This is a genomic window from Microbacterium sp. (assembly GCF_026393345.1).
Classification (GTDB): domain Bacteria; phylum Actinomycetota; class Actinomycetes; order Actinomycetales; family Microbacteriaceae; genus Microbacterium.
In genome coordinates this window covers 21,821-47,391 of sequence record NZ_JAPLAI010000043.1, presented here as the reverse complement: position 1 = coordinate 47,391, position 25,571 = coordinate 21,821, and the positions used below count along the sequence as shown (strand labels likewise).

At 70.9% G+C, this 25,571-nt stretch carries 33 protein-coding genes; 13 read left to right on the top strand and 20 right to left on the bottom strand.

What is annotated here, in order from left to right:
- Positions 1–8 precede the first annotated feature (8 nt).
- The 5 genes from NT132_RS08090 to NT132_RS08070 form a co-directional block, all read right to left on the bottom strand.
- Positions 9–467 carry a hypothetical protein gene (locus NT132_RS08090; protein ID WP_297787237.1) on the bottom strand — a complete coding sequence of 153 codons (459 nt, stop codon included), beginning with the start codon at positions 465–467 and terminating at the stop codon, positions 9–11.
- A gap of 97 nt (positions 468–564) precedes the next feature.
- Positions 565–1,299: a CoA pyrophosphatase gene (locus NT132_RS08085; protein WP_297787235.1), complete on the bottom strand. Its 735-nt coding sequence runs from the start codon at positions 1,297–1,299 to the stop codon at positions 565–567.
- A gap of 83 nt (positions 1,300–1,382) precedes the next feature.
- Positions 1,383–1,784, bottom strand: coding sequence for a PPOX class F420-dependent oxidoreductase (locus NT132_RS08080; RefSeq protein ID WP_297787234.1), 402 nt, complete (start codon positions 1,782–1,784; stop codon positions 1,383–1,385).
- A gap of 40 nt (positions 1,785–1,824) precedes the next feature.
- Complete coding sequence (locus tag NT132_RS08075) at positions 1,825–2,127, bottom strand: protealysin inhibitor emfourin (RefSeq protein WP_297787232.1); 303 nt, start codon at positions 2,125–2,127, stop codon at positions 1,825–1,827.
- Entirely contained in the window at positions 2,102–3,184 is a 1,083-nt protein-coding gene (locus NT132_RS08070) for a M4 family metallopeptidase (protein WP_297787230.1), read from the bottom strand. The genes NT132_RS08075 and NT132_RS08070 overlap by 26 nt, the downstream gene beginning before the upstream one ends.
- A gap of 253 nt (positions 3,185–3,437) precedes the next feature.
- Here NT132_RS08070 and NT132_RS08065 point away from each other — a divergent pair, with 253 nt between their 5' ends.
- Positions 3,438–4,406 carry a lytic transglycosylase domain-containing protein gene (locus NT132_RS08065; RefSeq protein ID WP_297787228.1) on the top strand — a complete coding sequence of 323 codons (969 nt, stop codon included), beginning with the start codon at positions 3,438–3,440 and terminating at the stop codon, positions 4,404–4,406.
- A 68-nt stretch (positions 4,407–4,474) separates the two neighbouring features.
- Here NT132_RS08065 and NT132_RS08060 read toward each other — a convergent pair whose 3' ends face one another.
- The 4 genes from NT132_RS08060 to NT132_RS08045 are packed head-to-tail and all read right to left on the bottom strand — an operon-like array spanning position 4,475 to position 7,790.
- On the bottom strand, positions 4,475–5,308 hold the full coding sequence (locus NT132_RS08060) for an NAD(P)H-hydrate dehydratase (protein ID WP_297787226.1): 834 nt from the start codon (positions 5,306–5,308) through the stop codon (positions 4,475–4,477).
- On the bottom strand, positions 5,305–6,039 hold the full coding sequence (locus NT132_RS08055; RefSeq protein WP_297787275.1) for a histidine phosphatase family protein: 735 nt from the start codon (positions 6,037–6,039) through the stop codon (positions 5,305–5,307). Before NT132_RS08055 ends, NT132_RS08060 begins: the two co-directional genes overlap by 4 nt.
- On the bottom strand, positions 6,039–6,893 hold the full coding sequence (locus NT132_RS08050) for an SDR family NAD(P)-dependent oxidoreductase (protein ID WP_297787224.1): 855 nt from the start codon (positions 6,891–6,893) through the stop codon (positions 6,039–6,041). The genes NT132_RS08055 and NT132_RS08050 overlap by 1 nt, the downstream gene beginning before the upstream one ends.
- 60 nt (positions 6,894–6,953) lie before the next feature.
- Positions 6,954–7,790: a hypothetical protein gene (locus NT132_RS08045; RefSeq protein WP_297787222.1), complete on the bottom strand. Its 837-nt coding sequence runs from the start codon at positions 7,788–7,790 to the stop codon at positions 6,954–6,956.
- Between the two features lie 176 nt (positions 7,791–7,966).
- Between NT132_RS08045 and msrB the strand changes: the two genes are divergently transcribed.
- Together msrB and msrA are read left to right on the top strand one after the other, a co-directional pair.
- Positions 7,967–8,446, top strand: a complete 480-nt coding sequence (gene msrB, locus NT132_RS08040) for a peptide-methionine (R)-S-oxide reductase MsrB (RefSeq protein WP_297787220.1) — start codon at positions 7,967–7,969, stop codon at positions 8,444–8,446.
- Positions 8,443–8,991 carry a peptide-methionine (S)-S-oxide reductase MsrA gene (msrA, locus tag NT132_RS08035; RefSeq protein ID WP_297787218.1) on the top strand — a complete coding sequence of 183 codons (549 nt, stop codon included), beginning with the start codon at positions 8,443–8,445 and terminating at the stop codon, positions 8,989–8,991. Before msrB ends, msrA begins: the two co-directional genes overlap by 4 nt.
- Before the next feature lie 153 nt (positions 8,992–9,144).
- On the opposite strand, the gene NT132_RS08030 is transcribed toward msrA, so the two are convergent.
- The 3 genes from NT132_RS08030 to NT132_RS08020 are packed head-to-tail and all read right to left on the bottom strand — an operon-like array spanning position 9,145 to position 12,372.
- Positions 9,145–10,563 (bottom strand): FAD-dependent monooxygenase, encoded by a 1,419-nt coding sequence (locus NT132_RS08030; RefSeq protein WP_297787216.1) that lies wholly within the window; start codon positions 10,561–10,563, stop codon positions 9,145–9,147.
- Between the two features lie 48 nt (positions 10,564–10,611).
- Positions 10,612–11,424: a hypothetical protein gene (locus tag NT132_RS08025; protein ID WP_297787214.1), complete on the bottom strand. Its 813-nt coding sequence runs from the start codon at positions 11,422–11,424 to the stop codon at positions 10,612–10,614.
- 3 nt (positions 11,425–11,427) lie between these two features.
- On the bottom strand, positions 11,428–12,372 hold the full coding sequence (locus NT132_RS08020; RefSeq protein WP_297787212.1) for a squalene cyclase: 945 nt from the start codon (positions 12,370–12,372) through the stop codon (positions 11,428–11,430).
- Positions 12,373–12,499: 127 nt separating this feature from the next.
- Here NT132_RS08020 and NT132_RS08015 point away from each other — a divergent pair, with 127 nt between their 5' ends.
- From NT132_RS08015 to NT132_RS08005, 3 genes are read left to right on the top strand one after another with little or no spacing between them, the layout of a single operon-like run.
- Positions 12,500–12,814, top strand: a complete 315-nt coding sequence (locus NT132_RS08015) for a YbjQ family protein (protein WP_297787210.1) — start codon at positions 12,500–12,502, stop codon at positions 12,812–12,814.
- A gap of 18 nt (positions 12,815–12,832) precedes the next feature.
- Entirely contained in the window at positions 12,833–13,270 is a 438-nt protein-coding gene (locus NT132_RS08010) for a hypothetical protein (protein WP_297787208.1), read from the top strand.
- Positions 13,267–14,241, top strand: coding sequence for a DUF1731 domain-containing protein (locus tag NT132_RS08005; protein WP_297787207.1), 975 nt, complete (start codon positions 13,267–13,269; stop codon positions 14,239–14,241). The genes NT132_RS08010 and NT132_RS08005 overlap by 4 nt, the downstream gene beginning before the upstream one ends.
- Positions 14,242–14,253: 12 nt before the next feature.
- Here the strand turns inward: NT132_RS08005 and NT132_RS08000 are convergent, their stop codons facing one another.
- Positions 14,254–14,766 (bottom strand): ACT domain-containing protein, encoded by a 513-nt coding sequence (locus NT132_RS08000; protein WP_297787206.1) that lies wholly within the window; start codon positions 14,764–14,766, stop codon positions 14,254–14,256.
- Between the two features lie 70 nt (positions 14,767–14,836).
- Entirely contained in the window at positions 14,837–15,343 is a 507-nt protein-coding gene (locus tag NT132_RS07995; RefSeq protein WP_297787204.1) for a GNAT family N-acetyltransferase, read from the bottom strand.
- A 152-nt stretch (positions 15,344–15,495) separates the two neighbouring features.
- Here NT132_RS07995 and NT132_RS07990 point away from each other — a divergent pair, with 152 nt between their 5' ends.
- The gene (locus NT132_RS07990) at positions 15,496–16,008 is read left to right on the top strand and encodes a hypothetical protein (RefSeq protein ID WP_297787202.1); all 513 of its coding nucleotides are present in this window, start codon (positions 15,496–15,498) and stop codon (positions 16,006–16,008) included.
- Between the two features lie 51 nt (positions 16,009–16,059).
- Entirely contained in the window at positions 16,060–17,091 is a 1,032-nt protein-coding gene (locus tag NT132_RS07985) for an LLM class flavin-dependent oxidoreductase (RefSeq protein WP_297787200.1), read from the top strand.
- Between the two features lie 21 nt (positions 17,092–17,112).
- Here NT132_RS07985 and NT132_RS07980 read toward each other — a convergent pair whose 3' ends face one another.
- Both NT132_RS07980 and NT132_RS07975 read right to left on the bottom strand, forming a co-directional pair.
- Positions 17,113–17,691 (bottom strand): YdeI family protein, encoded by a 579-nt coding sequence (locus NT132_RS07980; protein WP_297787198.1) that lies wholly within the window; start codon positions 17,689–17,691, stop codon positions 17,113–17,115.
- Complete coding sequence (locus NT132_RS07975; protein WP_297787197.1) at positions 17,688–18,257, bottom strand: ribonuclease H; 570 nt, start codon at positions 18,255–18,257, stop codon at positions 17,688–17,690. Before NT132_RS07975 ends, NT132_RS07980 begins: the two co-directional genes overlap by 4 nt.
- Before the next feature lie 71 nt (positions 18,258–18,328).
- Between NT132_RS07975 and NT132_RS07970 the strand changes: the two genes are divergently transcribed.
- Together NT132_RS07970 and NT132_RS07965 are read left to right on the top strand one after the other, a co-directional pair.
- Positions 18,329–18,709: a DUF3054 domain-containing protein gene (locus NT132_RS07970; RefSeq protein ID WP_297787196.1), complete on the top strand. Its 381-nt coding sequence runs from the start codon at positions 18,329–18,331 to the stop codon at positions 18,707–18,709.
- A gap of 103 nt (positions 18,710–18,812) precedes the next feature.
- Positions 18,813–20,321 (top strand): hypothetical protein, encoded by a 1,509-nt coding sequence (locus NT132_RS07965; protein ID WP_297787193.1) that lies wholly within the window; start codon positions 18,813–18,815, stop codon positions 20,319–20,321.
- A gap of 20 nt (positions 20,322–20,341) precedes the next feature.
- Here the strand turns inward: NT132_RS07965 and NT132_RS07960 are convergent, their stop codons facing one another.
- The 4 genes from NT132_RS07960 to NT132_RS07945 all read right to left on the bottom strand — a co-directional run bounded on the left by NT132_RS07960 (position 20,342) and on the right by NT132_RS07945 (position 23,240).
- On the bottom strand, positions 20,342–20,941 hold the full coding sequence (locus NT132_RS07960) for a flavin reductase family protein (protein WP_297787191.1): 600 nt from the start codon (positions 20,939–20,941) through the stop codon (positions 20,342–20,344).
- A gap of 61 nt (positions 20,942–21,002) precedes the next feature.
- Positions 21,003–22,133 (bottom strand): NAD(P)-binding domain-containing protein, encoded by a 1,131-nt coding sequence (locus NT132_RS07955; RefSeq protein WP_297787189.1) that lies wholly within the window; start codon positions 22,131–22,133, stop codon positions 21,003–21,005.
- A 51-nt stretch (positions 22,134–22,184) separates the two neighbouring features.
- Positions 22,185–22,832: an SDR family oxidoreductase gene (locus NT132_RS07950; RefSeq protein WP_297787187.1), complete on the bottom strand. Its 648-nt coding sequence runs from the start codon at positions 22,830–22,832 to the stop codon at positions 22,185–22,187.
- 9 nt (positions 22,833–22,841) lie between these two features.
- Positions 22,842–23,240 carry a YchJ family metal-binding protein gene (locus NT132_RS07945; RefSeq protein WP_297787185.1) on the bottom strand — a complete coding sequence of 133 codons (399 nt, stop codon included), beginning with the start codon at positions 23,238–23,240 and terminating at the stop codon, positions 22,842–22,844.
- 76 nt (positions 23,241–23,316) lie between these two features.
- Here NT132_RS07945 and NT132_RS07940 point away from each other — a divergent pair, with 76 nt between their 5' ends.
- From NT132_RS07940 to NT132_RS07930, 3 genes are all read left to right on the top strand, one after another.
- On the top strand, positions 23,317–24,234 hold the full coding sequence (locus NT132_RS07940; RefSeq protein WP_297787183.1) for a VOC family protein: 918 nt from the start codon (positions 23,317–23,319) through the stop codon (positions 24,232–24,234).
- A gap of 37 nt (positions 24,235–24,271) precedes the next feature.
- Complete coding sequence (locus NT132_RS07935; protein WP_297787181.1) at positions 24,272–24,943, top strand: LON peptidase substrate-binding domain-containing protein; 672 nt, start codon at positions 24,272–24,274, stop codon at positions 24,941–24,943.
- 121 nt (positions 24,944–25,064) lie between these two features.
- On the top strand, positions 25,065–25,553 hold the full coding sequence (locus tag NT132_RS07930) for a hypothetical protein (protein WP_297787179.1): 489 nt from the start codon (positions 25,065–25,067) through the stop codon (positions 25,551–25,553).
- The last annotated feature ends 18 nt before the right edge of the window (positions 25,554–25,571 follow it).

Sequence of the window (25,571 nt, the reverse complement as noted above, 5' to 3'; positions counted from 1 at the left end):
GACGAGCGCTACCGAAAGGCGGCATAGTCGTCCGGGGTCAGCATCCGGACACCCGCGTCATGCAGCAGGAACTGGGCACGCAGCGGAACGTGTGCATCACGGCAGGCGTCGGCCATTGCGCCGGCCCAGCCGAGCTCGTCGGGCGTGAACACCTCGGATCCGCGCCGCTCCCAGATGAGCACGACCCTCCCCGCAGCACCGTCGTCCACCAGGGCACGCAACGTGCGGCAGAGTGCCGCCGCGAACGTCGTGCCGCCGCGATCGGACGTCGACACCCTCCCGTGTGGATCCAGCGGATAGTCATCGCACGGCGCGATGACGCCGGTCGCCCGGTCTTGATCGTCGAGGAAGAACAGCCACATCTGCCGATGGATCGCGTTCCGCAGCAGCAGTGTCAGCACCTCCTCGAGGTCTTCGTCACGGGCGAGCACACGGTCGAGGTCGAGGCGGGGGTCGATGTCGGTCATGTCCACGAGACTCACCCGTTGCATGCGCGCGTTGCGGCACTCGGCGGGATCTGTCGACACCCGTGGCGAACGACACCCTGGGGAGGAACGGATGACCTCAGCGCGCGGTCGGCAGACCCGGGACCACGAGCGGGATCTCCCGCGTCGCATCCCACGGCTCGGTCCAGCCGAGCAAGTCGAACAGCCCGTCCAGCACCATCGCGGTGAAGCCCCACACAAGATGCGTGCCTGCGGCGTGCCGCACGAGGAACGCAGGCCCACGGAACTCATCACCATCGCGCTGCACCACGGTCACGCCGCGATTGGCCGGGTCGAGCAGGTCCGCCACCGGCGCCCGGAACACATCGGCCGATTCGGCCTCGTCCACGACTCGCACGGGAGACGGATGCTGCCACCACCCCACCACCGGAGTCACGAGGTGGCGGGAGAAGACGAGCGGCAACACGTCGAGCGTTCCCAGCACCTCGACCCCGGCCGGGTCGAGCCCGGTCTCTTCACGCGCTTCGCGGAGCGCCGCCGCCACGGGCCCGTCGTCGCCCGGGTCGATACGTCCGCCCGGGAAGGCGACCTGGCCGGGGTGCGCTCGCAGCGTCGATGCCCGCGCAAGAAGCAGCACATCGAGGTCGCGTGACACCGCGACATCGTGCGCGTCGCGGTCGCTCGGCAGATCGTCGAGCACGCCGAACAGGATGAGCACGGCAGCCGGTCGCGAGTCCTCCGGCACCGGGATGCTGCGCAGTTCGTCGAGACGGCGCGACCGGAGCTCCCCGCCGGCCGAGGCGAGGGCACGGAGTTCGTTGCGAGCGCTGCGCGAGGAGAGAGCATCCGGCATTCGATCAGGCTACGCCGCGGAGAGCACGGCGGAACGATCGGCCCCGCGGAGGAGCGAGATACCCGCGCCTGACGGAGGGGCGACTACTGCTTCGTCGCCCGCTCGATCGACATCACGAGGATGACGCGATCCGCTTTGTCGCGCGGCGGCACGTCGCTTGGGTTGCCGTAGCGGTTCTGGAGCTGGACGTAGAAGGCGCCCTCCGGATCGGGGACCACGTCGACGAGCGCGCCCGCGACCTCGAGGTAATGGAACGGGTTCTCGGGATCGATGATCGACAGCGCCATCGACGGGTTGTGCTGCAGGTTCCGGTACTTCTGACGGTACGTGGTGTGCGTGAACCGCACGTGCTCGCCATCGAACTCGAACCACATCGGCGTCACCTGCACGGTGTCGTCGGGCCGGATCGTGCCGAGGTGCCCGTAGTTGGGCTGCTCGAGCAGGTGTCGGTAGTCCGCGGGGATGATCTCGTCGGCGTGTGTCATGGGTTCAGTCTGCCGTGGGATGCGGGAGGGGGCGCAACCGTCACGTCGGCTCACGCACCGCGTCGACGAGTGCGCGCCAGGCGCCGGAGAGTTCCGCATCCGTCACCTCGCGGGTGAACTCGCGCTCGGGGGTGCACGCACGCAGCTTCCAGACGTACCGGTCGGCGCTCGCGTCGGGTGTGGCGGGTGCGTCCCACGGACACTGCTCGATCAGCTCGATCCACCGGGGCGCGTCATCCGCCGATGCGGCTACGCTCCACTGCCGACGAAGCCCGGCGAACCCGCCGCTGCGCACGACCGAGACGATGACGCGTGCGTTATCGGTCGGACCGTGCTCGCCCATCCTCGGTCACTCCCACCGTCGCCCAGGCGTCCCGCACCGCCGCGGTCACCTCTGACTCCTCACCGTACTGCTGCGCGGCTGCGGAGATCGTGGCCGCGGCGAAGGTTGCGAAGCTCGCCGTGGCGCTCAGGCCGGTGAGGGCGCGATACCAGACCTCACCGGCGCGTTCCCACGCGTTGCCGCCGAGAGCGATGGCCGTGAGCGCGAAGGCCCGGTTGGGGATGCCGGAGTTGATGTGCACTCCCCCGTTGTCTTCCGTCGTCTCGACGTAATCCCTCATATGCGCGGGCTGCGGGTCTTTGCCCAGTTCGTCGTCGTCGTAGGCCGTTCCGGGGGCGATCATCGATCGCAGGGCCTCGCCCTGCACCGCGTCAGTGAAGATCCCGTCGCCGATCAGCCACGAGGCCGCATCCGCGGACTGGCCTTTCGAGAACTGCTCCGTCAGCGCGCCGAAGACGTCGGCAATGGATTCGTTCAGGGCGCCGGACTGACCCTGATATTCGAGCCCGGATGCGGACTGGACGACACCGTGACCCAGTTCGTGACCGATGATCGAGATCGACCCGGTGAAGCCGCGGAATACTTCCCCGTCTCCGTCGCCGAACACCATGCGGGTGCCGTCCCAGAACGCGTTGTCGTAGTCGACGCCGTAGTGGACGGTCGCGTTCAACGGCGACCCCGCGCCGTTGATGGAGTTCCGCTCGAAGGCGGCGAGGAACATCTCGAACGTGGCTCCCAGTCCGTCATAGGCCTCGTTGACCGCCTCATCGGACGTCGGGGGCTCGTCCTCACGACGCACGACCGCGCCCGGCAGGGCCTCGGTGTGTTCCGCATCACTGATGGTGCGGTCGGGCGCCTCGCTGAGTTCCGCGACGAGATTGCCCTCGGCGTCGATAGACAGCTCGAGGCGCGCCCGGTACGGCGGCCTCCCCTGGATCAGGGTTTGACGCGCCGCGCGCGCCGCCTTCGGGTATGCGGTCGACTGCGCGAGCCGCGCAAGCAGGTAGCCCGGGACGATGGTGTGGAACGCGGTGGGCGCGGCATCCGTTGACGTCATGCGGCGACGATAGACCCGACCTCCGACGCTGTCACGGGGTGGACCTCACCTGATGACGAGAGCCATCGAGCCCGGACAGCCGAGGCGGAGCTGGGGACCCGCTGACAGGTTTCCGGCCTCCGATCAGGGCTCCCATGGAGGTAACACTCAGGTAACGGGGTGCAGGCTTGGTGCTTTGTGTCCGAACGACCCGACACGACACGCCGTTTCCACGGCACCATCTCCCCCGATACGGAACCAGTTACAGAGTCATATGCGCCCGAACACGTCGATCATCTCCGCCCGTCGCGCCCGCCGCGAAGCCGCCCGCCGCACCCGCCGTCGCCCCGCGATCCTCGCCACGGGCCTCGCCCTCGGCCTCATCGCCACCGCCTCGGTGACCGGCACCGCCGCCGCCTCGCAGGCCGGCTCCGCCGCCGCGAAGACAGCCTCCTCCCACGTCCAGCTCGCGTCCTACTCGACGCCGACGGCCCACGTCGCCGCTGCCGCGGAACAGGGTGAGGCGAACGCCGCCCTCGCCGCTGCGCAGACGACCCTCGCCGCAGCCTCGGCCGTCACCGCCGACATCGCGGCATCCGGACTCGACATCGGCGTGCCCGACACGTCCATCGACACCGCGCCGCTCGAAGCGGCCACCGTCCAGCTGGCGAGCGTCGACGCGTTGCCCGAGGCGCTGGTGCCTGCCATCGCCGAGGATGCGACCGAACTCGTCGCGTCCGTCGACACGCGCGTGAGCGAACTCCGCGGCAGCCTCGACGGTGCCCTGGCGCGCAAGGCCGAAGAAGAGGCCGCAGCCGCCGAGCAGGCGCGTCTCGCCGCCGAGGCGGCTGCGGCGGCCGCGGCGAAGCCGGCGTCCTCCGGCTCCAGCTCCGGCACCACCGCCGTCACTTTCAGCGGTGGCGGATCGGGCGACAACAGCCCGGCCGGCGCGCAGGCATCCGCGCGGACCATGCTCGCCGAGCGCGGCTGGGGCGACGACCAGTTCCAGTGCCTCGTATCGCTGTGGAGCAAGGAGTCGGGCTGGAACTACCAGGCGCAGAACCGCTCCAGCGGGGCCTACGGCATCCCGCAGGGCCTCCCCGGCAGCAAGATGGCCTCGGCCGGCGCCGACTGGCAGACCAACGCCGCCACCCAGGTCGCCTGGGGTCTCGGCTACATCTCCGGCCGGTACGGTACCCCGTGCGGGGCCTGGGGACACTCCCAGTCCAGCGGCTGGTACTGAGCACCACGCCATCGAGGATGCGGGGCCCGACGGCGGATGCTATCGGGCCCCGCATCGTCGTCTGCGGCTCAGGCGACCTCTCGCAGGGCGAGCGGCAGTTCAGCGGCGAGCTCCCGCGCAAGGAAACCGAGACCGAAGCGCTGCGTGAGCCGGTTGCCCGCCCGCGTGTGCACCCAGGTTCCCCAGGCGGCCGCACGTACCGGGTCGACACCGCGCGCGGCGAACCCCGCCACGGCACCGGCCATCACGTCCCCGCTGCCGGAGGTTCCGAGGCCGGGGCCGCCGCCGTGCACGCGCCAGGTGGCCCCGTCGGGACCGGCGACCACGCCGTAGCACGTGACCGCGGCACGGTAGCGCGCCGCCGCATCCCGCACGGCGGCGGTCAGGTCGTCGCCGACATCCTCGGTGTCCAGCAGGAGGGCGAGCTCCTCCTTGTTCGGGGTCAGCAGGAGCGCGGCGGGCAGGTCATCCCGGTCGATCTGCGGCAGGATGCCGAGCGCGTAGGCGTCGAGCACCACACAGTGCGGATTCGTGGCCGCGACCTGGAGCAGCGTGTCGCGCGTCTCGTCCGGGTCGTCGAAACCGGGACCGACGAGCACCGCATCCGCGCTCGACAGCCGCGCACGATCCGGGTCCGGGAAGGGGTCGGACGCGTCCTCGGGGAGCGCGAAAACCGCCGCCTCCGGGAGGACCGCGCCGAGCTGTGCGTCGATCGAGCCGGGCGCGTAGACCGCGAGGCGCCCCGCACCGACGCGGAGGGAGGCGACGCCGGCGAGCATGGCTCCCCCGGGCGTGCGTCGTGAACCGCCGACCACGATGACGTCGCCCCGCGCCTTCTTACTGTCGCCGGGGTCTGGCAGCCCCCAATCGCGGAGCACCGCGGGCGTGACCGCATTCGTCATCGCGGGGTCCCTCCCGCATCCGGATGCTGCACGTCGGGGCTCCCCTGGTGGACCGTGACATCGGCACCCTCCTCGCGGAGGTGCCCGACGTCGGAGAATGCGGTCACCCGCCAACCGTCACCGGCCCGATCGAGGCGGGTCACCGACGCGTTGAGCACCGGGTTCGCCGCGGCGAACTGCAGCACCTGCGGTTCAGGCATCCCCAGCAGCAGCGTCGTGATCAGCGTCACCACCGCGTCGTGCGCGACGATCAGCGCGGTCTCCTCCGGTCGGGCGAACACGTCGCCGAGGAACGACCGCAGGCGCAGGGCGACATCGGCCCAGGATTCCCCGCCGGGCGGGCGATGGTAGAACTTGCCGAGGTGACGGCGGCGCTCCGCCTCTTCGGGGTGGAGGCGTTCCACCCCGCGCCAGGTCAGCCGGTCGAGCACGCCCAGCTCTCGGTCGCGGATCCGTTCGTCAACGACCATCGGCACCGGCTGCTGCCCCGCGGCGATGGCCAGGGTCTGCTCGGCGCGGAGATACGGCGAGACCCAGAAGGTCGCGATCCCGGGGCGGTTCGCATCGAGCCACGAGCCGAGCGCCGTCGCCTGTTCCTCACCGGTCGGCGACAGCGGCACGTCCGAGTCGCGGAGGTCGATCGGAACCCGCTCCAGCCCCTCACGCTCCGCCCGGGTCGCCGCGACGTTACCCATGCTCTCGCCGTGCCGGACCAGCCACAGGGTCTGCATCACAGTCCCACCGCCTCGGCGCTGCGTTCCCACAGGCGTTTCGCGAGGCCGGGATCGCTCGCGAGCGGGTTCGTCTTCGCCACCCGGTTCTTCGCGTAGTACTCCCCGGGCTCCCAATCGATGCCCGGCTTGCCGAGGGCGAGCCAGCTGAGACGCGAGCCGCCCTCCTCGGTCGATGACAGCATCCGGGTCATCACGGGGTTCGTGTACATGAACTTCCACGGCCCCGAGGATGCGGCGGCGAAGCTGCTCGCGATGGCGCCGGGATGGAAGGCGACCGGGCGCAGGCCTTGGTCGCCGAAGCGGCGGTAGAGTTCTTTCGTGAACAGGATGTTGGCGAGTTTGCCGTTGCCGTATGCGGCGGTCGGCGAATATGCGCGTTCCCCCTGCAGATCGTCGATGTCGAAGCGAGCGAACCGGCGTGCCGCGAGACTGGAGGTCTGGATCACGGCCGCCTGGTCGGCGAGGAGCTTGTCGAGCAGCAGGTTCGTCAGCAGGAACCCGCCGAGGTGGTTGACCTGGAACGTGAGTTCGAACCCATCGCGGGTGAGCGTCCGCTCGCCGAAGATGCCGCCGGCGTTGTTCGCCAGCACGTCGATGTGGGGGTAGGTCTCGTCGAGTGCGGCAGCAAGGTCGCGGACCTGGGAGAGGTCGCTGTAGTCGGCGACATGCCAGGGTGCGTCCAGCCGCGCGGCGACCCGTTCGGTCTTCTCCGGATCGCGACCTACGAGGACGACGTGCTCGCCGGCGGCGTGCAGCTGTTCCGCTGCGGCGGCGCCGATCCCGTCGCTGGCGCCGGTGATGACGATGGTGCGAGGCACGGATGCTCCTTCGGCTCGGGGGTTCCATCCCATCGTGCCCCGCGTCAGGGGTGGGGCGGGTTGACAGGGTCGGCGCGGTGGATCACACGAAGGTCAGCGCAGCGGGATCTCCCCGGCATCCGCCCGCCAGTACTGCACGGTCTGCAGGATCCAGAACGTCACGAACAGCAGAAGCGCGAGAACCTCGCCCACGAAGATGCCGTACACGTCGCCGACCCGCACGTTGCCGAACACCGGCATCGCGGCGACATCGACCACGATCGCAATCGCGACCACCACGTATGACGCCTTCAGCCCTCGCGGTGGCGGGCGCCGGTCGGACGGCCAGAACGCGGTCACGACGGCGACCGCCGCGATGAGACCGAAGAACCCGGCCGCGGTGATCAGGTGCGCCCACTGGCGGAACGCGACCGGCGCGATCCACCACCAGGCGGCCACCCCGGCCAGCACCACCACCGCGATCGCGGAGGACAGCAGCGCGCCGCGCCGATCGACTTCACCGGTGAGGGCAAGCGTCACGGCGACCGCCAACACGAGCACACCGACGATGAGATAGGTCGCCAGGCCGACATCGACCTCGGCGTCGACCGCATCCGGGACGCACGCGCCGGGACACGTCACGGTGATCCCCGGGACGGAATCGGCTGATATCGCCGTCGGGACGATCGCCAGCAGAGGCGCGAGCATCGCCGCCGCATCCAGCAGGACGCGTTCTGCGCCGCTGCCGGAGAGCGCAAAGAAGCACACCGACACGGTGATCAACGCCCCGACGAACAGCATCCGTGCGGGCGTGTAGTAGTAGTGACTCAGCGACGGCAACAGTCCCACCCGCGGGATCGTGACCAGCACCGCGATGAAGATGACGGCGACGGTGCCGGAGATCGCGACGCGTAGATACCGGTAGGTGCGCTGTGTGGAGGTGGTAGGCACGGAGGAAGTCTGCCCTGCCCGATCGGATGCCGATCCGTCGTTGACGTCGCTGCGGAATCATGGGAGTGGCGGTGGGATACTCATAGCCCGCTCACAGCTTCACGGGACCAAAACGCCGTCCCCCGCCGTTCCTCTCTATGACGCCGCAGCCAGCGGCGGCTTCCGAGGAGGAAACCGTGTCACAGGACTACCGCAAGACCCCCGAGGCGCTCGATCGCCTCACCCCCACCCAGTACCACGTCACCCAGGAGGCGGGCACCGAGCCGCCGTTCCGGAACCGCTACTGGGACAACCACGAGGCCGGCATCTACGTCGACGTCGTCAGCGGCGAGCCGCTCTTCTCATCGACCGACAAGTTCGAGAGCGGCAGCGGCTGGCCGAGCTTCACCAAGCCCATCGAACAGGGCGTCGTCACCGAGAAGACCGACCGCTCGCTGTGGATGCGCCGCACCGAGGTGCGTTCGGCGCACGCCGACAGCCACCTGGGCCACGTCTTCGACGACGGACCGCGGGATGCGGGCGGCATGCGCTACTGCATGAACTCCGCCGCCCTCCGCTTCGTCCCCGTCGCCGAGCTCGAGGAGCAGGGGTACGGTAACTACCGCTCGCTCTTCGCCACCGCATCCACCCCGACCTCTGAGGAGAACCTCGCATGACCATCGACACCGGAGCCATCACCCAGCGACCCGGAACCGAGACCGCGGTCCTCGCGGGCGGCTGTTTCTGGGGCGTCGAGGAGCTCATCCGCCGTCAGCCCGGGGTGCTCGACACCCGGGTCGGCTACACCGGCGGGCAGAACGACCACCCCACCTACCGCAACCACCCCGGTCACGCGGAGGCGGTGGAGATCGTCTTCGACCCCACCAAGACGACGTACCGCGACATCCTCGCGTTCTTCTTCCAGATCCACGACCCGTCGACCCTGAACCGTCAGGGCAATGACATCGGCACCAGCTACCGGTCGGCGATCTTCCCGGTCACCCCGGAGCAGGAGCAGATCGCGCGCGACACCATCGCGGATGTGGACGCCTCCGGGCTCTGGCCGGACAAGGCGGTGACGACCATCGAGCCGTCCGCGCCGTTCTGGGAGGCCGAGCCCGAGCACCAGAACTACCTGCAGCGGATCCCGAACGGATACACGTGCCACTTCGTGCGGCCCGGATGGGTTCTCCCCCGCCGCAGCGAAACCGCCACGGCGTAAGCACCACACGCATGCCGCGTCCCTCCTGGGGCGCGGCATGCGTCGTTTCCGGGTTCCTCGCCGGTCGTGAGATTCGGAGATGCGGCGAAATTCGGAGCGTGGGACGGTAATCGGTCCGAATCTCGCGACATCCCTGTGTCCGGTGACGCCGGATCAGATGGAAGGGGCGCCGAACCACTGCGTCAGGTGCTCTCGCAGGTCGACGGGGTCGGTGCCCACCCAGGCGACATAGCCGTCGGGGCGGACGAGCACCGCCTCGGGCCCGCCCGCCGGATCGTCCACGCCATCGACGCGGTCCTCCCACCCCTGCAGCGACATCGCGCCGCCCGCGTCGAGCAGCAGGCCGCGGCCGGCGTGCATCCGGTCGTACAGGCGTCCCTCGGCGAGCGGCAGGTCACGCTGCCGCATTCCCACACGTGGATCGGCGGCGCCGAGGTCGTACCGGATGCCGAGACCGGTGACGCGCCCGATCAGGTAGCTGCCGACGTCGTCGAACGCCATCAGCTCGGTCAGGAGCCGCCGCACCGCCTGCGGTCCCGGCTCGGGTGCGATGAGCACGGACTGCGCGCGCGTGAGGCTCAGCACGCCCGCCGCGACGGGGCGACGCTCGGACTCGTAGGTGTCGAGCAGGCCGGCCGGCGCCCACCCCGCCACGGCCGCAGCGAGCTTCCAGCCGAGGTTGACCGCATCCTGGATGCCGAGGTTCAGCCCCTGCCCACCGAGCGGTGGGTGCACGTGCGCCGCGTCACCGGCGAGGAACACGCGCCCGCGGCGGTAGGTGTCGGCGAGCCGGGTCGCGTCGGTGAAGCGTGACAGCCACCGCGGCGCGTGCGCGCCGAAGTCGGTGCCGGCGTACGCCCGCAGCTGGGTGCGGAACTCGTCCAGGGTCGGGGGTGTCGCCCGGTCCTCGGCGACGGATGCGGCCGGCACCACCGCACGATATCCCCCGGACCCCGATGGCCCGATGCCGAACCCGCGATGCGTCCGACGCACCTCGTCCGAGATCGCGGCGATCTCGTCGGCGGGTGTGGTCACCGCCACCTCGCCGAGCAGCCATTCGGTCTGCGCCGGCTCGCCGGGAAATCCGATGTCGAGGAGCCGACGGACCATGCTCCGCCCGCCGTCGCACCCCACGACCCAGCCGGCGCGCAGCCGCTCGCCGTCGGCGAGGGCGACGCTCACCCCGTCCGCGTCGGTGTCGAGGCCGACGACCTCCGCGCCGCGCCGGACCACCGCGCCCCTCTCCCCCGCATGCTCGGCGAGAAGATGGTCGGTGATCGACTGCGGGATGCCGAGAAGGTACGCGCCCGCCGTGTCGACCCCCGCGGATGCGGGGATCCCGGCGAAGTTCCGGACTCCGTCCGGATATGGTGTGCCCGCGGCGAGGAACCGGTCGAGCAGCCCCCGCTGGTCGAGCAGCTCGACGCTGCGCGGCTGCAGGCCGAGTGAGCGCACCAGCGGGCTCGGCTCCGCATCCTTCTCGATCACGGTCACCTCGATGCCGTGCAGACGCAGCTCACCCGCCAGCATCATCCCCGTCGGCCCGCCCCCGACGATCATCACCTCGGTCATGAAAACCCCCGATCGCTCTGCACCGGCCCCATCCTGCGCCCGCCGGGTTCAGTCCCCGGGCACGTCGCTGAGAACGACGACCTCGCCGCCCTGCAACACGAACTGCAGTGCCGAGCCGTCCGCGAAGCGTTCCCGAAGCGAGTCGGGGAGTTCTTCGGAGACCCGGACCTGCACGGTCGCCGGGAACATGCCGGCGCCGCATCCGCCGTACATCTCGCCGGAGTACGAATTGGTGTCGAGCCGGATGCTGCCGGAGTCCATGAGGATGAGGCAGTAGTCCTCGGGCGCGCCCCCCATCCACCCGCGTCCCTGCAGCGCAATCACCGTCAGCCCGTAGAAGTCCGCGAATCGTTTCCCCTGCGGATCGGTGCCGAAGACGGTCGGTATGCGCTGGTCCGGATGGCTTCCGAGCACCGCGATCTGTTGCGGGTCGGCCTGGATGCGGCGCGTGACCGCCCACGAAACCGATGCGGCGACGATGGCGACGATGGCGAGCGAACCGGCCCACGTCAGCACGAGTCGACGCGAGAGACGCCACGTCGAGGTCGGCTCGGCTCGGACGTCGCCAGGCGTCTCCGAGGTCGTCGCGAGCGGGTCGTCGGGCTCCGTCGTCCCTTCATCCGCGCGCGGGATGCGGTCGACGCCCGCGGGTTCCGTCACCGCAACGGGCCCGGACGGGTGCGCGACGCGGTGCGGCGAGGATGCACTCGCCTCCCGCGCTTCGAGTTCTTGCAGCCGACGCTGGGCGCCCGGATCGGTGGCGATGTCGGCATCCGGCCCGTAGGCGCGCAGGCGCAGTTCCCGCAGCTCTGCCGTCGGATCGTCCCCGCTCGGGGCACCGCGGACGTCGTGGCGCAGCATCCGTCACTCCCCCAGGGCGCGTAGGGCGAGGAAGGTGACCCACTTCGACGGGACACCTGCGGGAACGTCGAGCGGGAACCACACCCGACCGGGGAGCACCCGCTCCTGCAGCCAGGTACCGTCGGGCCGACGGCGGGAGCGGAGGAGCTCCAGGGTGTCATCGAGGCGGGGATCGAGCGGCACCGAGTCGTGACGCGCGGCCCGCGTGAAGTAGTCCGTCGCCTTCAGCGCCGTGAACGGCCAGCGCATCGGAAAGAAGAGCTGCGTCGCCCACGCGCCCACCTGCTCACCGTCCGAGAGGCGGTAGCGGAGGCCGCGCTGCAGAAGATATTCCTCTCCGCGCATGCGCGCGCTCCGCAGCTCCGGCGGGCTCGTGCCGGTGAGCTCCTCGTCGTCGAGGATGCCGCGGAGCGCATTGATCGTGCTGTGGAACGAGGACCGCGTCGAACCCTCGACCCACTCGCAATTCCAGCCCCCGTCGGCGAGCTGATGCGCGGGGAACCAGGCGGCGATCGCCGCCACGTCGGCACCCAACCACGCCCCGTTCGCGAGCGTCATCGCGTTGATGCAGACATCGACCTCCCCGCCCCAGTAAGGCAGATCGTCGTACTCCCACCGTGCGTGCGCGTCGAGCTTCTCCGTGGTGCCCGCGAGCGCGGACGCATCGAGCCCCCACTCGCGCAGCGTCGTGAGGGACCACGTGGTCGCGGTCCAGGGCTGACCCTCGTCGTCCGGGCCGGTGTGGCCGTCGGCATCCGAGGGGAAGTAGGCGCCGTTCGCCCACTGACCGTCCGCGTCCTGCTGTGCGAGCAATGCGGCACCATCCCCCTCGGTCGCGATCCGCGCGCGGGTCTCGCGCCACACCGGTTCGGGGGCACGGACGAGGTCGCGCTCCACCTGCCATCGCAGAGTCGGGTCCGAGTCCAGCAACCACGCTGTCACGTCCATGCGCTCACGGTAGGACGGGGAGGTCGCTGGCGGAAGGGGGCCCGGCGCCGTGGACAGCGCGGGCGGAGGGAAGGCCTCACCCACTAGCCTGAGCCTGCACGCCCATCACGACGACGTAGGAGAATCCATGCTGGTCACGACCATGAACGACGTCCCCGGTTCCGCCATCACGACCGTGCTCGGCGAGGTCAGCGGGCTCACCGTCCGTTCCCGGAACATCGGCGTCCAGTTCGGCGCAGGACTCAAGGCGCTCGGCGGCGGCGAACTCAAGGGCCTCACCACCCAGCTCGAGCAGACCCGGGCCGAAGCCGTCGCCCGGCTCGTCGCGACCGCGGAGGCCGTCGACGCCACCGCGGTGGTCGCGATGCGTTACGACTCGAACGAACTCGACCAGAACTTCCAGGAAGTCGTCGCGTACGGCACCGCGGTCGTCCTCGGCTGATCCCCGCACCGGCTCGCCATGATCCCCGCAATCCGCCTCTACTCCGACGATCAGGGCATCTCGCATGTCGAGCACGGCCATCTGCGGATGAACGGGGAGGACGACGGGGATCTGCTGTCGGCGGCCACCGCCGCAACCGCGATCTCCTTCCGTGAGACCGACACGATCGGCAAGGAGATGTGGCACACCGCGCCGCACCGTCAGTTCGTGATCACCCTCTCCGGTGAACTCGACTTCACCACTCGCGACGGCGACATGTTCCATCTGCGCCCGGGTGTCGTACTGCTCGCGGAGGACACCACCGGCAGCGGGCACGGATGGCTCCTGACCGGCTACGAGCCGTGGCGGCGGATCTACGCGATCCTCGGCGACGGCGACGCCGGCTTCGTGCCGGATGCTGACGCACCCCCACGGTGGCCGACCGATCGGCCCACGGACGAAGTGCCGACCGCGTGACCGCTCCGGTCGCCGTCATCGCCGGCACCACCGGATTCGTCGGCACGGCGCTCGCGCGCGCCTTCGCCGACGACGGATACACGGTGCGCACGATCGGACGATCCGCCGATACCGATTGGTCGTCGCCCGATGCCCTTCGAGCCGCCGTCGAGGGCGCCGACATCGTCGTCAACCTCGCCGGCAAGTCCGTCAACTGCCGCTACACCGACCGCAATCGCGACGAGATTCTGCGTTCCCGGGTCGACACGACGCGCCTTCTCCGCACGGCCATCGCCCGGGCAGAGCACCCTCCCCGGGTATGGATGAACGCCTCGACAGCGACCATCTACCGGCACGCGACGGACCGGCCGAACTCGGAGGACGGGGGTGTTCTGGGATCAGGCTTCTCCGTCGACGTCGCCCGGGAATGGGAGCGGGAGCTCTTCGTGGGCACACTGCCGCACACCCGCCGGGTCGCCCTGCGGATGGCGATCGTCCTCGGCGACGGACCGGCGACGAACCTGCTCATCCGGCTCGCCCGGCTCGGTCTCGGCGGACCGCAGATCGACGGCTGGTGGCCGCTGGCGCACCGCCGATACCGTGGCATCGGGACGAACCCGAGCGGTGACGGCCGCGCCCCGACCCACCGCACCCGGGGACGGCAACGGTTCAGCTGGATCCACCTCGACGACGTCGTCGGCGCCGTCCGGTATCTGCGCGATCACGACGACCTCAGTGGGCCCGTGAACCTCGCCAGCCCGCATCCGAGCGATAACCGCACGCTCATGCGCACGCTCCGCCGACTCGTCGGGATGCCGATCGGCCTTCCCGCCTGGCGCTGGATGCTGGAACCGGCGATGTGGGTGCTCCGCACCGAGCCGGAACTCGTCCTGAAGAGCCGCTGGGTCGTCCCCGCCGCGCTCGAACGCAGCGGCTACCGCTTCGCGTACCCCGACCTGGAGCCGGCCCTGCGTGACGTCCTCGGCCGGTGAGGCCGCCGGGCGTCATTCGGTAACGGTGACGTCCACCTGGATCTCGCTCGCCAGGCGTTCCAGCTGAGCCGCCACGTCGTCCACGTCCACGTCGCCCGGCACGGCAGCCGCGATCGACGCCTCGAACAGTCGTCCCCCGGCCATCGCCGCATCCCGCGTCTCGGTCGTCATGCGCTCCACGCTCACCCCGAGAGCGGCGAGCGTGGCAGAGACCTCCTTGACGATCCCGGGGCGATCGTTGCCGAGCACCTGGAACGAGAACCGGCGCCCACTGTCCGCGGTGGGGTGCTCGCCCATTGCCGGGACGGCGATCGCGATAAGCCCGTCGAGGGTGCTGAGCGCCGCGCGCAGCGACAGCGCACTCGCCGAGGTCACCGATACCTCGATGATGCCGGCGAACGCACCGGAGAGTTCCGCCAGCTGGCTCCGCTCCCAGTTGCCGCCATGCGCGGCCACCGCATCGGCGATCTCGGCGACGAGGCCGGCCCGATCGTTGCCCACCACGGTCAGCACGAGGGTCGTCATGGGGCCAGCGTAGCCAGGCCGACCCGTTGGTGTCAGTGGGCGTCGTGCCGTGCCGTGTCGCTCCGCCCGGTCACCGACCGCGCACGACGAGGGCTTCCAACTCGGTGCCAGTCAGGCGCTGGGTGGTCCACTCCGACATCGGGGTCGCTCCGATCGACCGGTAGAACGCGATGGACGGCGCATTCCAGTCCAGCACCGTCCACTCCAGCCGCGGATACCCCCGCTCGACGCAGACCTCGGCCAGCGACGCGATGAGCGCCTTGCCGTAGCCGCGCCCCCGCTGCTCCCCGTCGACGAAGAGGTCTTCGAGCCAGATGCCGTGCCGACCGGTCCACGTGGAGTAGGTGAGGAACCAGATCGCGATGCCGACGATCGCACCCTCCCGCTCCACGACGTGCGCGAACGCGCGAGGAGTCTGCCCGAACAGCGTCTCGCCGAGTGCCTCGACGGTGTTCTCGACCGCATCCGGTTCCTTCTCGTACGTGGCCAGCGCCTGGATGCAGCGGAGGATGCCGGGCTCGTCACCGCGCCGCGCCTCACGCAGCTCGGCGCCGTCGGGGAAGGAGTGGGAGCGCATCCATCGAGGCTAGCGGAGCGTGCCCCGCGGGACCCGGTGTCACGGTGAGCGGCACGCCGTCGCCGTGACTCCCGTTGAGCCACCGAGGAAGATGGCGGGGTCCGATCACCACGACACCGAGGCCCGAACCCCGGTGCGGAAAGAAGAGACCCTTGCGCATTCGCGTGTCGGCCCTCGCCCTGGCCAGCCTGGCTGCGGGCGTGCTCGTCCTGGGCGTCGGTGCGGCGAGCCTGCACGGCGCGCTCACGGCGGTGCCTGCCGGTGGCGCTGCCGCCGCGATCGACACGACGGCGCTGCCTTCGGTCCTGGTCGCCGACGAAGACGAACCCGCGCGCGCCCTCGGCTTCGAGGACACCCCCACGCCGAGCGCCTCGCCCGCGCCCTCGCCGAGCCCGCGGGCTACGCCCCGTCGAGTGATCCCGGCGCCGAGTCCCTCGGTGCCGGCGCCGGGCCTTCCCGCGCCGGGCCTTCCGGCACCGGTCGTTCCCGTCCCGGCCGTTCCGGTGCCGACGGAGACCGACGTCCCGACCGTGCCTGTCACCCCGACTCCGTCGCCCTCCGATGACGGTGGCGAGGAGACCGGCGATGAGGTCGACGGTTCGCCCGCCGCCCCGCTCCCGGATCCCGGCACGCACCTCGACGGCGACGCAGACCGCACCGACTGACCTCGATGTATTCATCGGAATCATTCTGGCTCCGCGCCGGTTGCCTCTGACATGGAACGTTTCGGAACCCTGTCCTTCGGCCACTACGGTCCCCTCGGCGGCGGCCGCATCCTCACCGCCCGCGACTCGCTGCTGCAGGCGATCGACCTCGCCCAGGGCATGGACGACCTCGGAGTCAACGGGATTTCCTTCCGGGTGCACCACTTCGCCCGGCAGCAGTCGTCCCCCATGCCGCTGCTCGCCGCGATCGCCGCGAAGACGGAGCGCATCGAGATGGGCACCGGTGTCATCGACATGCGGTACGAGAATCCGCTGTACCTCGCGGAAGAGGCGGCCGCCGTGGACCTCATCAGCGACGGCCGCCTCGCGCTCGGAGTGAGCCGCGGTTCACCCGAGACTGTGGTCCGCGGGTACGAGGCGTTCGGGTACACCGGTGCGAAGGACCCCCGCGGGGCCGACCTCGCCCGCGAGCATTTCGACACGTTCCTGCGCGCGATCGACGGCGAGCCGATGGCGCAGCGAGACCCTGACAGTCCCTTCGGCGGCGGCACCGGCGGGCAGCCGGTCGAACCGCACTCGCCCGGGCTCCGGTCGCGCGTCTGGTGGGGTGCCGGCTCCCGCGAGACCGCGGAATGGGCGGGTCGCATCGGCGTCAACCTCATGTCGTCGACCCTGCTCACCGAGGCGACCGGGCAGCCGTTCGACCTGCTGCAGGCCGAACAGATCGACGCGTTCCGTGCCGCCTGGCGGGAGGCCGGCCACCCCGGAACCCCGCGGGTCTCGGTGAGCCGCAGCATCTTCCCCATCACGACCGCGCAGGACGCCATGTACTTCGGGCACAGCCAGGACGGCGACGGTATCGGCTACATCGACGGATTCCGCTCCACGTTCGGCAAGACGTACGCCGATGAGCCCGACGCTCTGGTCGAGCAGCTGAACCAGGATGCGGCCATCGCGTCCGCCGACACGCTCATGCTCACGATCCCGAGCCAGCTCGGCGTCGAGTTCAACCTGCGCATCGTGAAGGCCTTCGCCGACCACGTGGCGCCCGCGCTCGGGTGGAAGCCGAACACGGTCGCCTGACCGCGTGCTCGCGCAGCGGGGTCACTGCGGGTAGGGGTAGTCCCCGCGTGCGAGCATGCCGACGAGCCGCTCCAGGCGTCGCGCCCGGGTGGCATCGTTCGGTGCGGTGATGAGCCGGTGGATGACCGCGTACCGGTTCGTCTTATTCGCGCTCGCAAAGGTCGCCGCCAGTGCCGGGTCGGCCGCGAACGCGGCGAGCAGGTCGGCCGGGACCTCCGCCGTCGCCGCGTCCGCGTAGGCGCGGTCCCAGCGACCGTCGGCGCGGGCGCGATCGATCTCGGCCTGACCGCGCGGTCGCATCCGGCCTTCGGCGGTCAACCGCTCCACGATCCCGACGTTGCGTTGCGACCAGAGCGAAGCACGACGACGCGGGGTGAACCGCTGCAGGTGCGTGGCCGCATCCCGGCCCCGTTTCGGTCCATCGATCCAGCCGCTGCACAACGCCTCATCGAGGGCCAGCGCGTAGGTGACCGACGTGGGATCGGTCACGCCCTTCTTCGCCAGCACGAGCCAGACGCCGTCGGACGTCTCCTCGTTCGCGTCGAGCCACCCGCGCCAGGCCTCGACGTCGGGAACGATCAGCGGATCGATCTCGGTCATCGCTTCCGGACGCGATCCCCGGCGCTCTTCGGCGGGTCCACAGTGACGTCGAGCGGATCGAGCCCCCGCAGCGACGTCCAGGTGAGCGCCTCGCCCTGCGCCGCGTGCTGCGAGGCGCGCACGGCTCGCTCGTCCGCCCAGCTGTTCAACCGGTGCCCGGCGTGCCCGCGGACGTGCTCGAGAACGATATCGGGCTTGCCGGCCGCGCGCCGTGCATCGCGGGCGGCGATGAGCTGCTCGAGGATCTCGCGGTTCGCCACCGGCTTCTTGGCGCTCGTCACCCATCCGCGCCGGCGATGCCCGTCCATCCACGACGAGTAGGTGTCGATCGCGTACTTCGAGTCTGCCTGGATGATGAGCTGCTCGACGTCGGCGTGGTCGGTGATCGCGTGGAGCAGCCCGAGGAGTTCGCCGATGTTGTTCGTACCCTCGGGGAGCGATCCCGCGGCCCAATTGCCGTCCTCGCCGACCCAGGCCCAGCCGGCGGGGCCGGGGTTGCCCTTGCAGGCGCCGTCGGTGGCGACGACGTAGCGGTCGGTGGGATGCGGGGAGATCGGAGTCGGCACGCTTCTCAGTCTCGCAGCATCCGCCGAAGTGACGAGCGAACGGGCCGCCCGCCGCCGGGGACAATGGAGGCATGTCCGCCACTGCTGTGTCCCCCCGCCCTGCCATTCTTGCCCTCGCGGCGGTCATCGACGTGGTCGCCGTGCTCGTGTTCGCCGCGGTCGGTCGCGCCAGCCACGACGAGCCTGTCCTGGCGGGCCTGGCGCTCACGGCATGGCCTTTCCTCGTGGCCCTCGCCGTCGGGTGGGTGACCCTTCGCGCCTGGCGGCGCCCGACCGCGCCGCTCCGCACCGGCGTCGGCGTCTGGCTCGTCACGGTCGCGGGCGGGATGCTGCTGCGCGCGGTCAGCGGACAGGGCATCGCCCTCGCCTTCGTCATCGTCGCGACGATCGTCCTGTTCGTCTTCCTCGTGGGCTGGCGTGGCGTCGCCACGCTCGTTCGCCGTCGCCGCTGAGCGCTGTCCACAGGAAAGACACAGCAGGCGGCAGCCCGGGCACCATCGGCCCTAGGCTCAGGGCGTCGCCGGACGTGCCGGCGCGCGCCGAGGAGCCACACGCATGTCCGATCCGTCACACCCTGACACCCCCGCCCCTGAGGACTCGGCCGCGTCTGACCCGGGCGCACCGCTCGCCCCGGAGCAGTCCACGACTCCCCCGTCCGAGCCGACCGCCCCCGAGGCTCCCACGCCCCCGTCCGCTCCCCCGGCGGAGCCGGCCCCGGCCCCCGCCGCCCCGCAGTTCGTCCAGCCCTACCCCGGTGCAGCGCCGGTCCCCGTCGCGGGCGCCCAGCCCTCCGGCGCCGCCGGAGCTCCCGCGGGACCGCCCGCAGCGGCGCCCGCGGCACCGCAGCCGCCTGCTGCGGCTCAGCCGCCGAGCGCGCAGCCCGCCGCGCCGACGACTCCGCTTCCGCCGTACGCGGCGGCCTCCGGCTACCCCGGTGCACCGGGCGGATATCCCGCATCCGCCAGCGTTCCGCCGGCCGGACCGTACACACCCCCCGCGGGTCAGGCCGCCCCGCCCGCCGGCCCGTACGGGGCTCCCGCCGCCCCTCCCGGACAGTACGGGGCGCCTGCCGGTCAGTACCCGCCCGCGGGCGGCAGCATCCCGCCCGGACACACCCCGGCCCCGGGTTCGGTACCTCCCGGCCCTGGCAAGCCCGCCGACACCCGCCCCAAGACGCTCGGGGTCATCGCGCTGTGCCTCGCGATCGGGGGCGCCGTTCTCGCGTTCATCCCGCTCGTGAACCTCATCTCCATCCCCCTGCTGATCGCAGCGATCGTCCTCGCGATCATCGCCCTGGTCAGCAAGAAGCAGGGCGGCACCGGGTTCAGCATCGCCGCCCTCATCGTGTCGGTGGTCGCCGGGCTCGCCGCCATCATCGTCGCGATCGTGTCGATCTTCGTCCTCACGCTCGGCGGCATCGCCGCGATCGAGGACAGCGTCCCCGACGACAGCACGATCGAGCCCTACCCGGGCGAAGGCGATGCCGACGCCGAGTACGGCGCCGATCAGGACCTGACGGTCCTCGAAACGGCGTTCGGCGACAGCGGCGACGGCAGCTGGTGGTATGCGGTCATCATTGAGAACCCCAACGACGACGCCGTCTTCGACTACGAGGACCTCACCGTCACTGCCCTGGATGCCGGCGGTGTGGAACTCGCGACAAATGACGAGTACCTGACGATCCTCCCCGGGACCGTCGCGATCGTCGGCTACTTCGACGGTCTGACCGACGTGCAGATCTCCGAGCTCGAGATCGGCCTGCCCGATGCCGAGAACGGGTACCTCGTCGACCCGGCGGACCTGGGCGAGCTCACGGTCGACGGCATCAGCGCTACCGCGGATTCCAGCACGACGACGGTCACGGGAACGGTCACGAGCACGTTCTCCGACGACGCCGACTATGTCGTGGTTTCGGTCATCGCCCGCGACGCGGCCGGCACGATCGTGAACGCGGCGCGCGGCTATGCCGAGGCCGTCCCGGCCGGCGGCAGCGGGCCGTTCGATGTGCTCTTCTACCCGGCGCTCACCGACGGCATGACGCTGGAGGCCTATCCCGCGCTCTGAGACCGCCGCCGGCGCTGCGGTCAGCCGTCGACGCGCGAGTGGTCGCCGAGACGGTGCCAGGTGCGGTTGTGGTACACCAGCGCGTTGCCGTGCTCACCGGGCTCCACATCGCGGGCGATGTCGGACTGCAGCGCGTGCGCGGCGATGACGGTCGATCCGCCCGCGTTCATCCGCTCCACGATGCTGCACCGCACCCAGGCGCGCACGCCGTGGTAGACCGGCTCGCCGGTCACGAGGCGCGACCAGCGGGTGCGGTCGGCGAATCGGTCGATGCCGCTGGTCGCCGCGAGCTGGGCCACGTCGAGGTCCTCGCCGTCGAGCAGATGCACCACGATCGTGTCGGCGGCGAGGATCGCGGGCGTGGCCGAGGACAACGCCGACACCGAGAAGATGAGCAGCGGCGGGTCGACGCTCACCGACGACACCGAGGTGGCGGTCAGTGCGACCGGCCCGTCGGGCCCCTCCGCCGTGATGACCGCAACCCCGCCCGGGTGACCGCGGAACAGTGCCTTGAAATCGTCGGCGGACAGGGAGGCTCCCAGCGTCCGATCGTGATCGTGCGAGGTGGCCTCGGCGGCAGCCTGGCGGTCGGCGGGCGAGGAAGCGGAGGAGCCGGTCATGCTTCGACCGTACGGACGATGGATGCGGTCCGCATCCGGGGCCGACACATCACGCAATGGTTCATGCGGGCATCTCCTGACGTTCGAGGTTCTGTGCGGCGGCCTGCGCCGCGACGATGGCGGCGGCGGCCGCGCGGCCGGCACGGTTGGCGCCGACGGTGGACTGTGAGGGGCCGTAGCCGATGAGGAAGAGGCGCGGCTCGTCGAGCGAGCGCCCGTCTGCGACCCGGATTCCGCCCGCGGGCGTCCGCAGGCGCAGCGGCGACAGGTGGTCGAGCGCCGCGCGGAACCCGGTGGCCCAGAGGATCACGTCGGCCGGCTCGGACGTGCCGTCCGGCATCCGGACGCCGTGGGGCTCGATGGCGGCGAACATCGGGTGCCGCACAAGCACGCCCCGCTCGTCGGCGGCGCGCGCCCACGGTGACCAGTGCATGCCGGTGACCGAGATGACGCTGCCGACCGGTTCCCCCGCACGGACACGCTCTTCGACCCCGGCGATCGCCGCGATCCGCGCGGCGGTGTCGAAGTCGGCGCTGCGCCACTCCGGCTCGCGCCGGGTGACCCAGAATGTGTCGGTGACGCGGGAGATCTCATCGAGCAGCTGCACGGCCGAGACGCCGGCGCCGACGATGACGACCCGCTTGCCTGCGAACTCCGCCGCCGACACGTAATCGTGCACGTGGAGCTGGCGGCCGAGGAATCGCTCGCGGCCCGGATACGCGGGCCAGTAGGGCCGGGTCCACGTCCCGGTAGCATTGATGACGTCGCGCGCCGCGTAGCCGCCGTGGTCGGTTTCGACGAGGAGCCGCCCCTGCGGGTCGTCGTCCGCGCGGCTCACGCGACGCACGGTGACCGGGCGCTGCACGTCGAGGTCGAAGCGACGCTCGTAGTCGGCGAAGTAGGCGGGCAACACATCGCGGGCCGCGGAGCCGGGGTCGGCCGGCGGAACGGGGGCCGCCGGGAGTTCATGGATGCCGTTCACCGTGGCCATCCGCAATGACGCCCACCGGTGCTGCCACGCGCCGCCCGGGCCCGCATTCTGATCCAGCACGACGAAGGTGTGGTCCCCGGCTGCCGCCTGCGCTACCGGCACGAATCCCCGCCGCCGCAGGTGGTGGGCAGCAGACAGGCCCGCCTGCCCGGCACCGATGACGACGATGTCCACCGGGGTGTCGAGGGCTGGCAGGGTCACGGAATCTGCAACACCGTCAGCGCCACGACATATTCCCCCGCATGAATCGGGTCACACGGCGCGCAGCGCCTCCACGATTGGGGTGTCGCCGCTGCCGAAGCGGATCGTGCGTCCGATCGTGGTGTCGTCCGCCAGCACGGCAGCGATGACCGCGGCGACGTCCGCACGCGGCACTTCCCCGCGTCCCTGCGGATCGATCTCGATGAGGCCCGTGGCGTCCTCGAGGGTGAGGGTGCCGGGGCCGAGGATGGTGGCATCCAGTCCGCTGGCGCGCAGATGCTCGTCTGCGGCGAGTTTGGCGTCGGCGTAGGCGAAGAACGCGTCGTTCTCGGGGATGCCGTGATCGGGCTTCGACCCGATCCACGACACCATGACGTATCGGCGGACGCCGGCCGCGCGGGCCGCATCCATCGACCGGATCGCCCCGTCGCGATCGACCGCGTACGTGCGCTCGGCGGAGCCGCCGCCGGCACCGGCCGACCAGACGATGGCGTCGTTCGCGGCCACGAGGTTGGTGAGCGCGTCGACATCGAGGGTCTCGATGTCGAGGACGACGGGCACGGCACCCGTTGCGGCGACCTCGGCCTCATGGTCGGGGTTCCGGATGACAGCCGTGACGTCGTCGCCACGGGCGGCGAGCAGACGTTCGAGGTACAGGGCGACCTTGCCGTGGCCGCCGAAGACGAGGATGCGTGACATAGCGCCAGCCTACGAGCCGGCCATCGATCCGTCGCCGGGGGTTGCGCCGTCGAGGTACCACCATCGTCCGCTCTGGAAGACGAACCTGCTGCGCTCATGGAGCTGCCCGGCGTTGCCGGCGGAGCGGTACCGGGCGATGAACTCCACCACACCGCGCTTCGGCGACGGCGGCGGGGCATCAAGGATGTCCAGCCCGGTCCAGCGCAGCTCCGCATCCGGCGCGGTGTCATCCGGCCTCGTCCCCGGATGCCAGGTCGCGGCAAGGTAGTCCCCGTCGCCCCGCACGAACGCGGTGTAGCGCGAGCGCATGAGAGCCTCGGGGGTCGCCGCCGGTGAGCCGGCCAGTGCCGGGCCGCAGCATTCGTCGTAGGGCGCGCCACTGCCGCAGGGACAACGCTCGGGGCTCATGAAGTCCTTTCATGTGAATGGAATGCGGGAAGGGCTATCGATGTTGTCCACCGTAAGCCCCACCCGAAGGAGTCTCATGAACGCCCCGGCCATCGACGACTTGCGCTTGAACGCCGCCACCACCATGGATGCCGTGACGTTGCGCGTCGGCGGCCTGGAACTGATGTCGTCGTACTACGCGAACGCGCTGGCGCTGACGCCGATCGAGGAACGGGCTCGGGGGCGCGAGGTACACCGGGTGCTCGGCCGTGGCGGCGTGCCGTTGCTGCGGCTGGTGCACACGCCGGAGCTGCCCGCCGTCGACCCGCGCCAGGCGGGGCTCTACCACACCGCCTTCCTCTTCGACACGGCGCCCGACCTCGCCGCGACCGTGTATCGGGCAGCGCGAGACCCGCGCAGCCGCTTCACCGGTGCGGCCGACCACCTCGTCAGCGAGGCGTTCTACTTCACCGACCCGGAGGGCAACGGCGTGGAGCTCTACACCGACCGCGACCGCGACACCTGGCAGCACGTGAACGGTGAGATCCGCATGGACGTCCTCGCGCTCGACCCGAACTCCTACCTGCAGCGCCACCTCACCCAGGAGGTGCTGGATGCGGCGCCCCGCCGGCCCGGCGTCGTCGGGCACGTGCACCTGCAGGTCGGCGACGTCGCCCGCGCGAAGGATTTCTACGTGGATGCTCTCGGGTTCGAAACGACCATCGGGACCTACCCCGGGGCGCTGTTCGCATCGGCCGGCGGGTACCACCACCATGTGGCCATGAACGTGTGGCAGAGCCGCGGTGCCGGTCCCCGTGCCGCAAGTCTCGGCCTGGGCGAAGTGGCCATCACGGTCCCCGGCCGGGAGGATCTGGATGCGCTCGCTGCGCGGCTGCGCCATCGCGGGCTCGCCTTCGCCGACGAAGGCCATGAGATCGCCGTCGACGACCCGTGGGGCACCCGCATCACCGTGGCCCTGCCCGAAGGCTCCGCGGCGGATCTCCTCTCCCGCTGACGGGCCTCACACGTCCCGGCGGTGGTTGACTGGGGCGATGGATCCGCTCCCGATGTTCCCGCTGAACACGGTGCTGCTGCCGGCGATGCCGCTCGCGCTGCGCATCTTCGAGGAGCGCTACCGGATCATGCTCGGTCGCCTGCTCGATGAGGAGGAGCCCGAGTTCGGTGTGGTCCTCATCGCCCGCGGGTCGGAGGCGGGTGGCACGGACGTGCGCCACGACATCGGGACCCTGGCCCGCATCGTGCAGGTCGACGCCGGATCCGGTGACCTGGGCGTCCTCGCGGTCGGCATGGGTCGGGTCCGGGTGATCGAGTGGCTCACGGACGACCCCTACCCCCGCGCACGGGTCGAGCCGCTGCCCGAACTCACATACAAGGACGAACTCGGCGCGCTGCTCGGCGAGACCGAGGGGACCGTGCGCCGGGTCCTCGCACGCGCCGCCGAGTACGGCGCCGCCGTGTGGGCCGGGGACGTCGACCTGGACGAGGAACCCGTCACCGCCGCCTGGCAGCTGGCCGCCATCGCTCCCCTCGGCGCCCAGGACCGGCTCGGCCTTCTCACCGCGGCGAGCCTCGGCGAACTCCTGCAGCGGACCTTGGACCTCACGATCGCGGCGGAACCCGTCCTCACCGCCGCGGCCCCACCGGACGAGATGGACGCCGCGATCCGCGATCTGCTCGCGAACGAGGACGAGGACGAGGCGTAGCCCGGCCTCCGGTCAGCGCGCCGGTGTTCGGTTCGATGAGAGGGGATGCGGGCACGAGAGGCCTTTCCGCTCCGGATCGGCGACGACATGTCCGAGGCTGACGCCCGCGTAGGCTGGCGGGGTGGCAGATTCCCCTCCCGACAGCATCCGCTTCACGCCGCCGCGCGGTCGCTTCATCGTGCTGCTGGTCGTGTGCCTGCTGATCGGCGCAATGGGCGTCGTCATCATCCTGCTGAACGTCGACAACCTGATGAATCTCATCATCGGCGCCGCCGCGGCGGGACTCTTCGGCGTCGGCGGCGGGATCAGCGTGATCGGGCAGTTGCGCACACCGACGCTCGTCGCCGACACCCGGGGCCTCCGCGTCGGCCGGGTGGGCCTGGCACCGTGGGCCGATGTCGACCGCATCGGGACCACCGCGCAGGGGCGTCTCGGCATCCGGCTGCGCCGCACCGACGCCCTGCTCGCCGGCGGGGGGCGCGGCACCACCGCCGACTCGCTCCGCCAGACCCGTGCTACTCAGGGCGGGTACGATCTCGTCTTCACCGACCGGGAGCTCGGCACGCCCGCGAAGGATGCGGCCGCCGCTCTCCGGCGCTTCCTCCCCTGATCCGCCATGCGTAGCGTG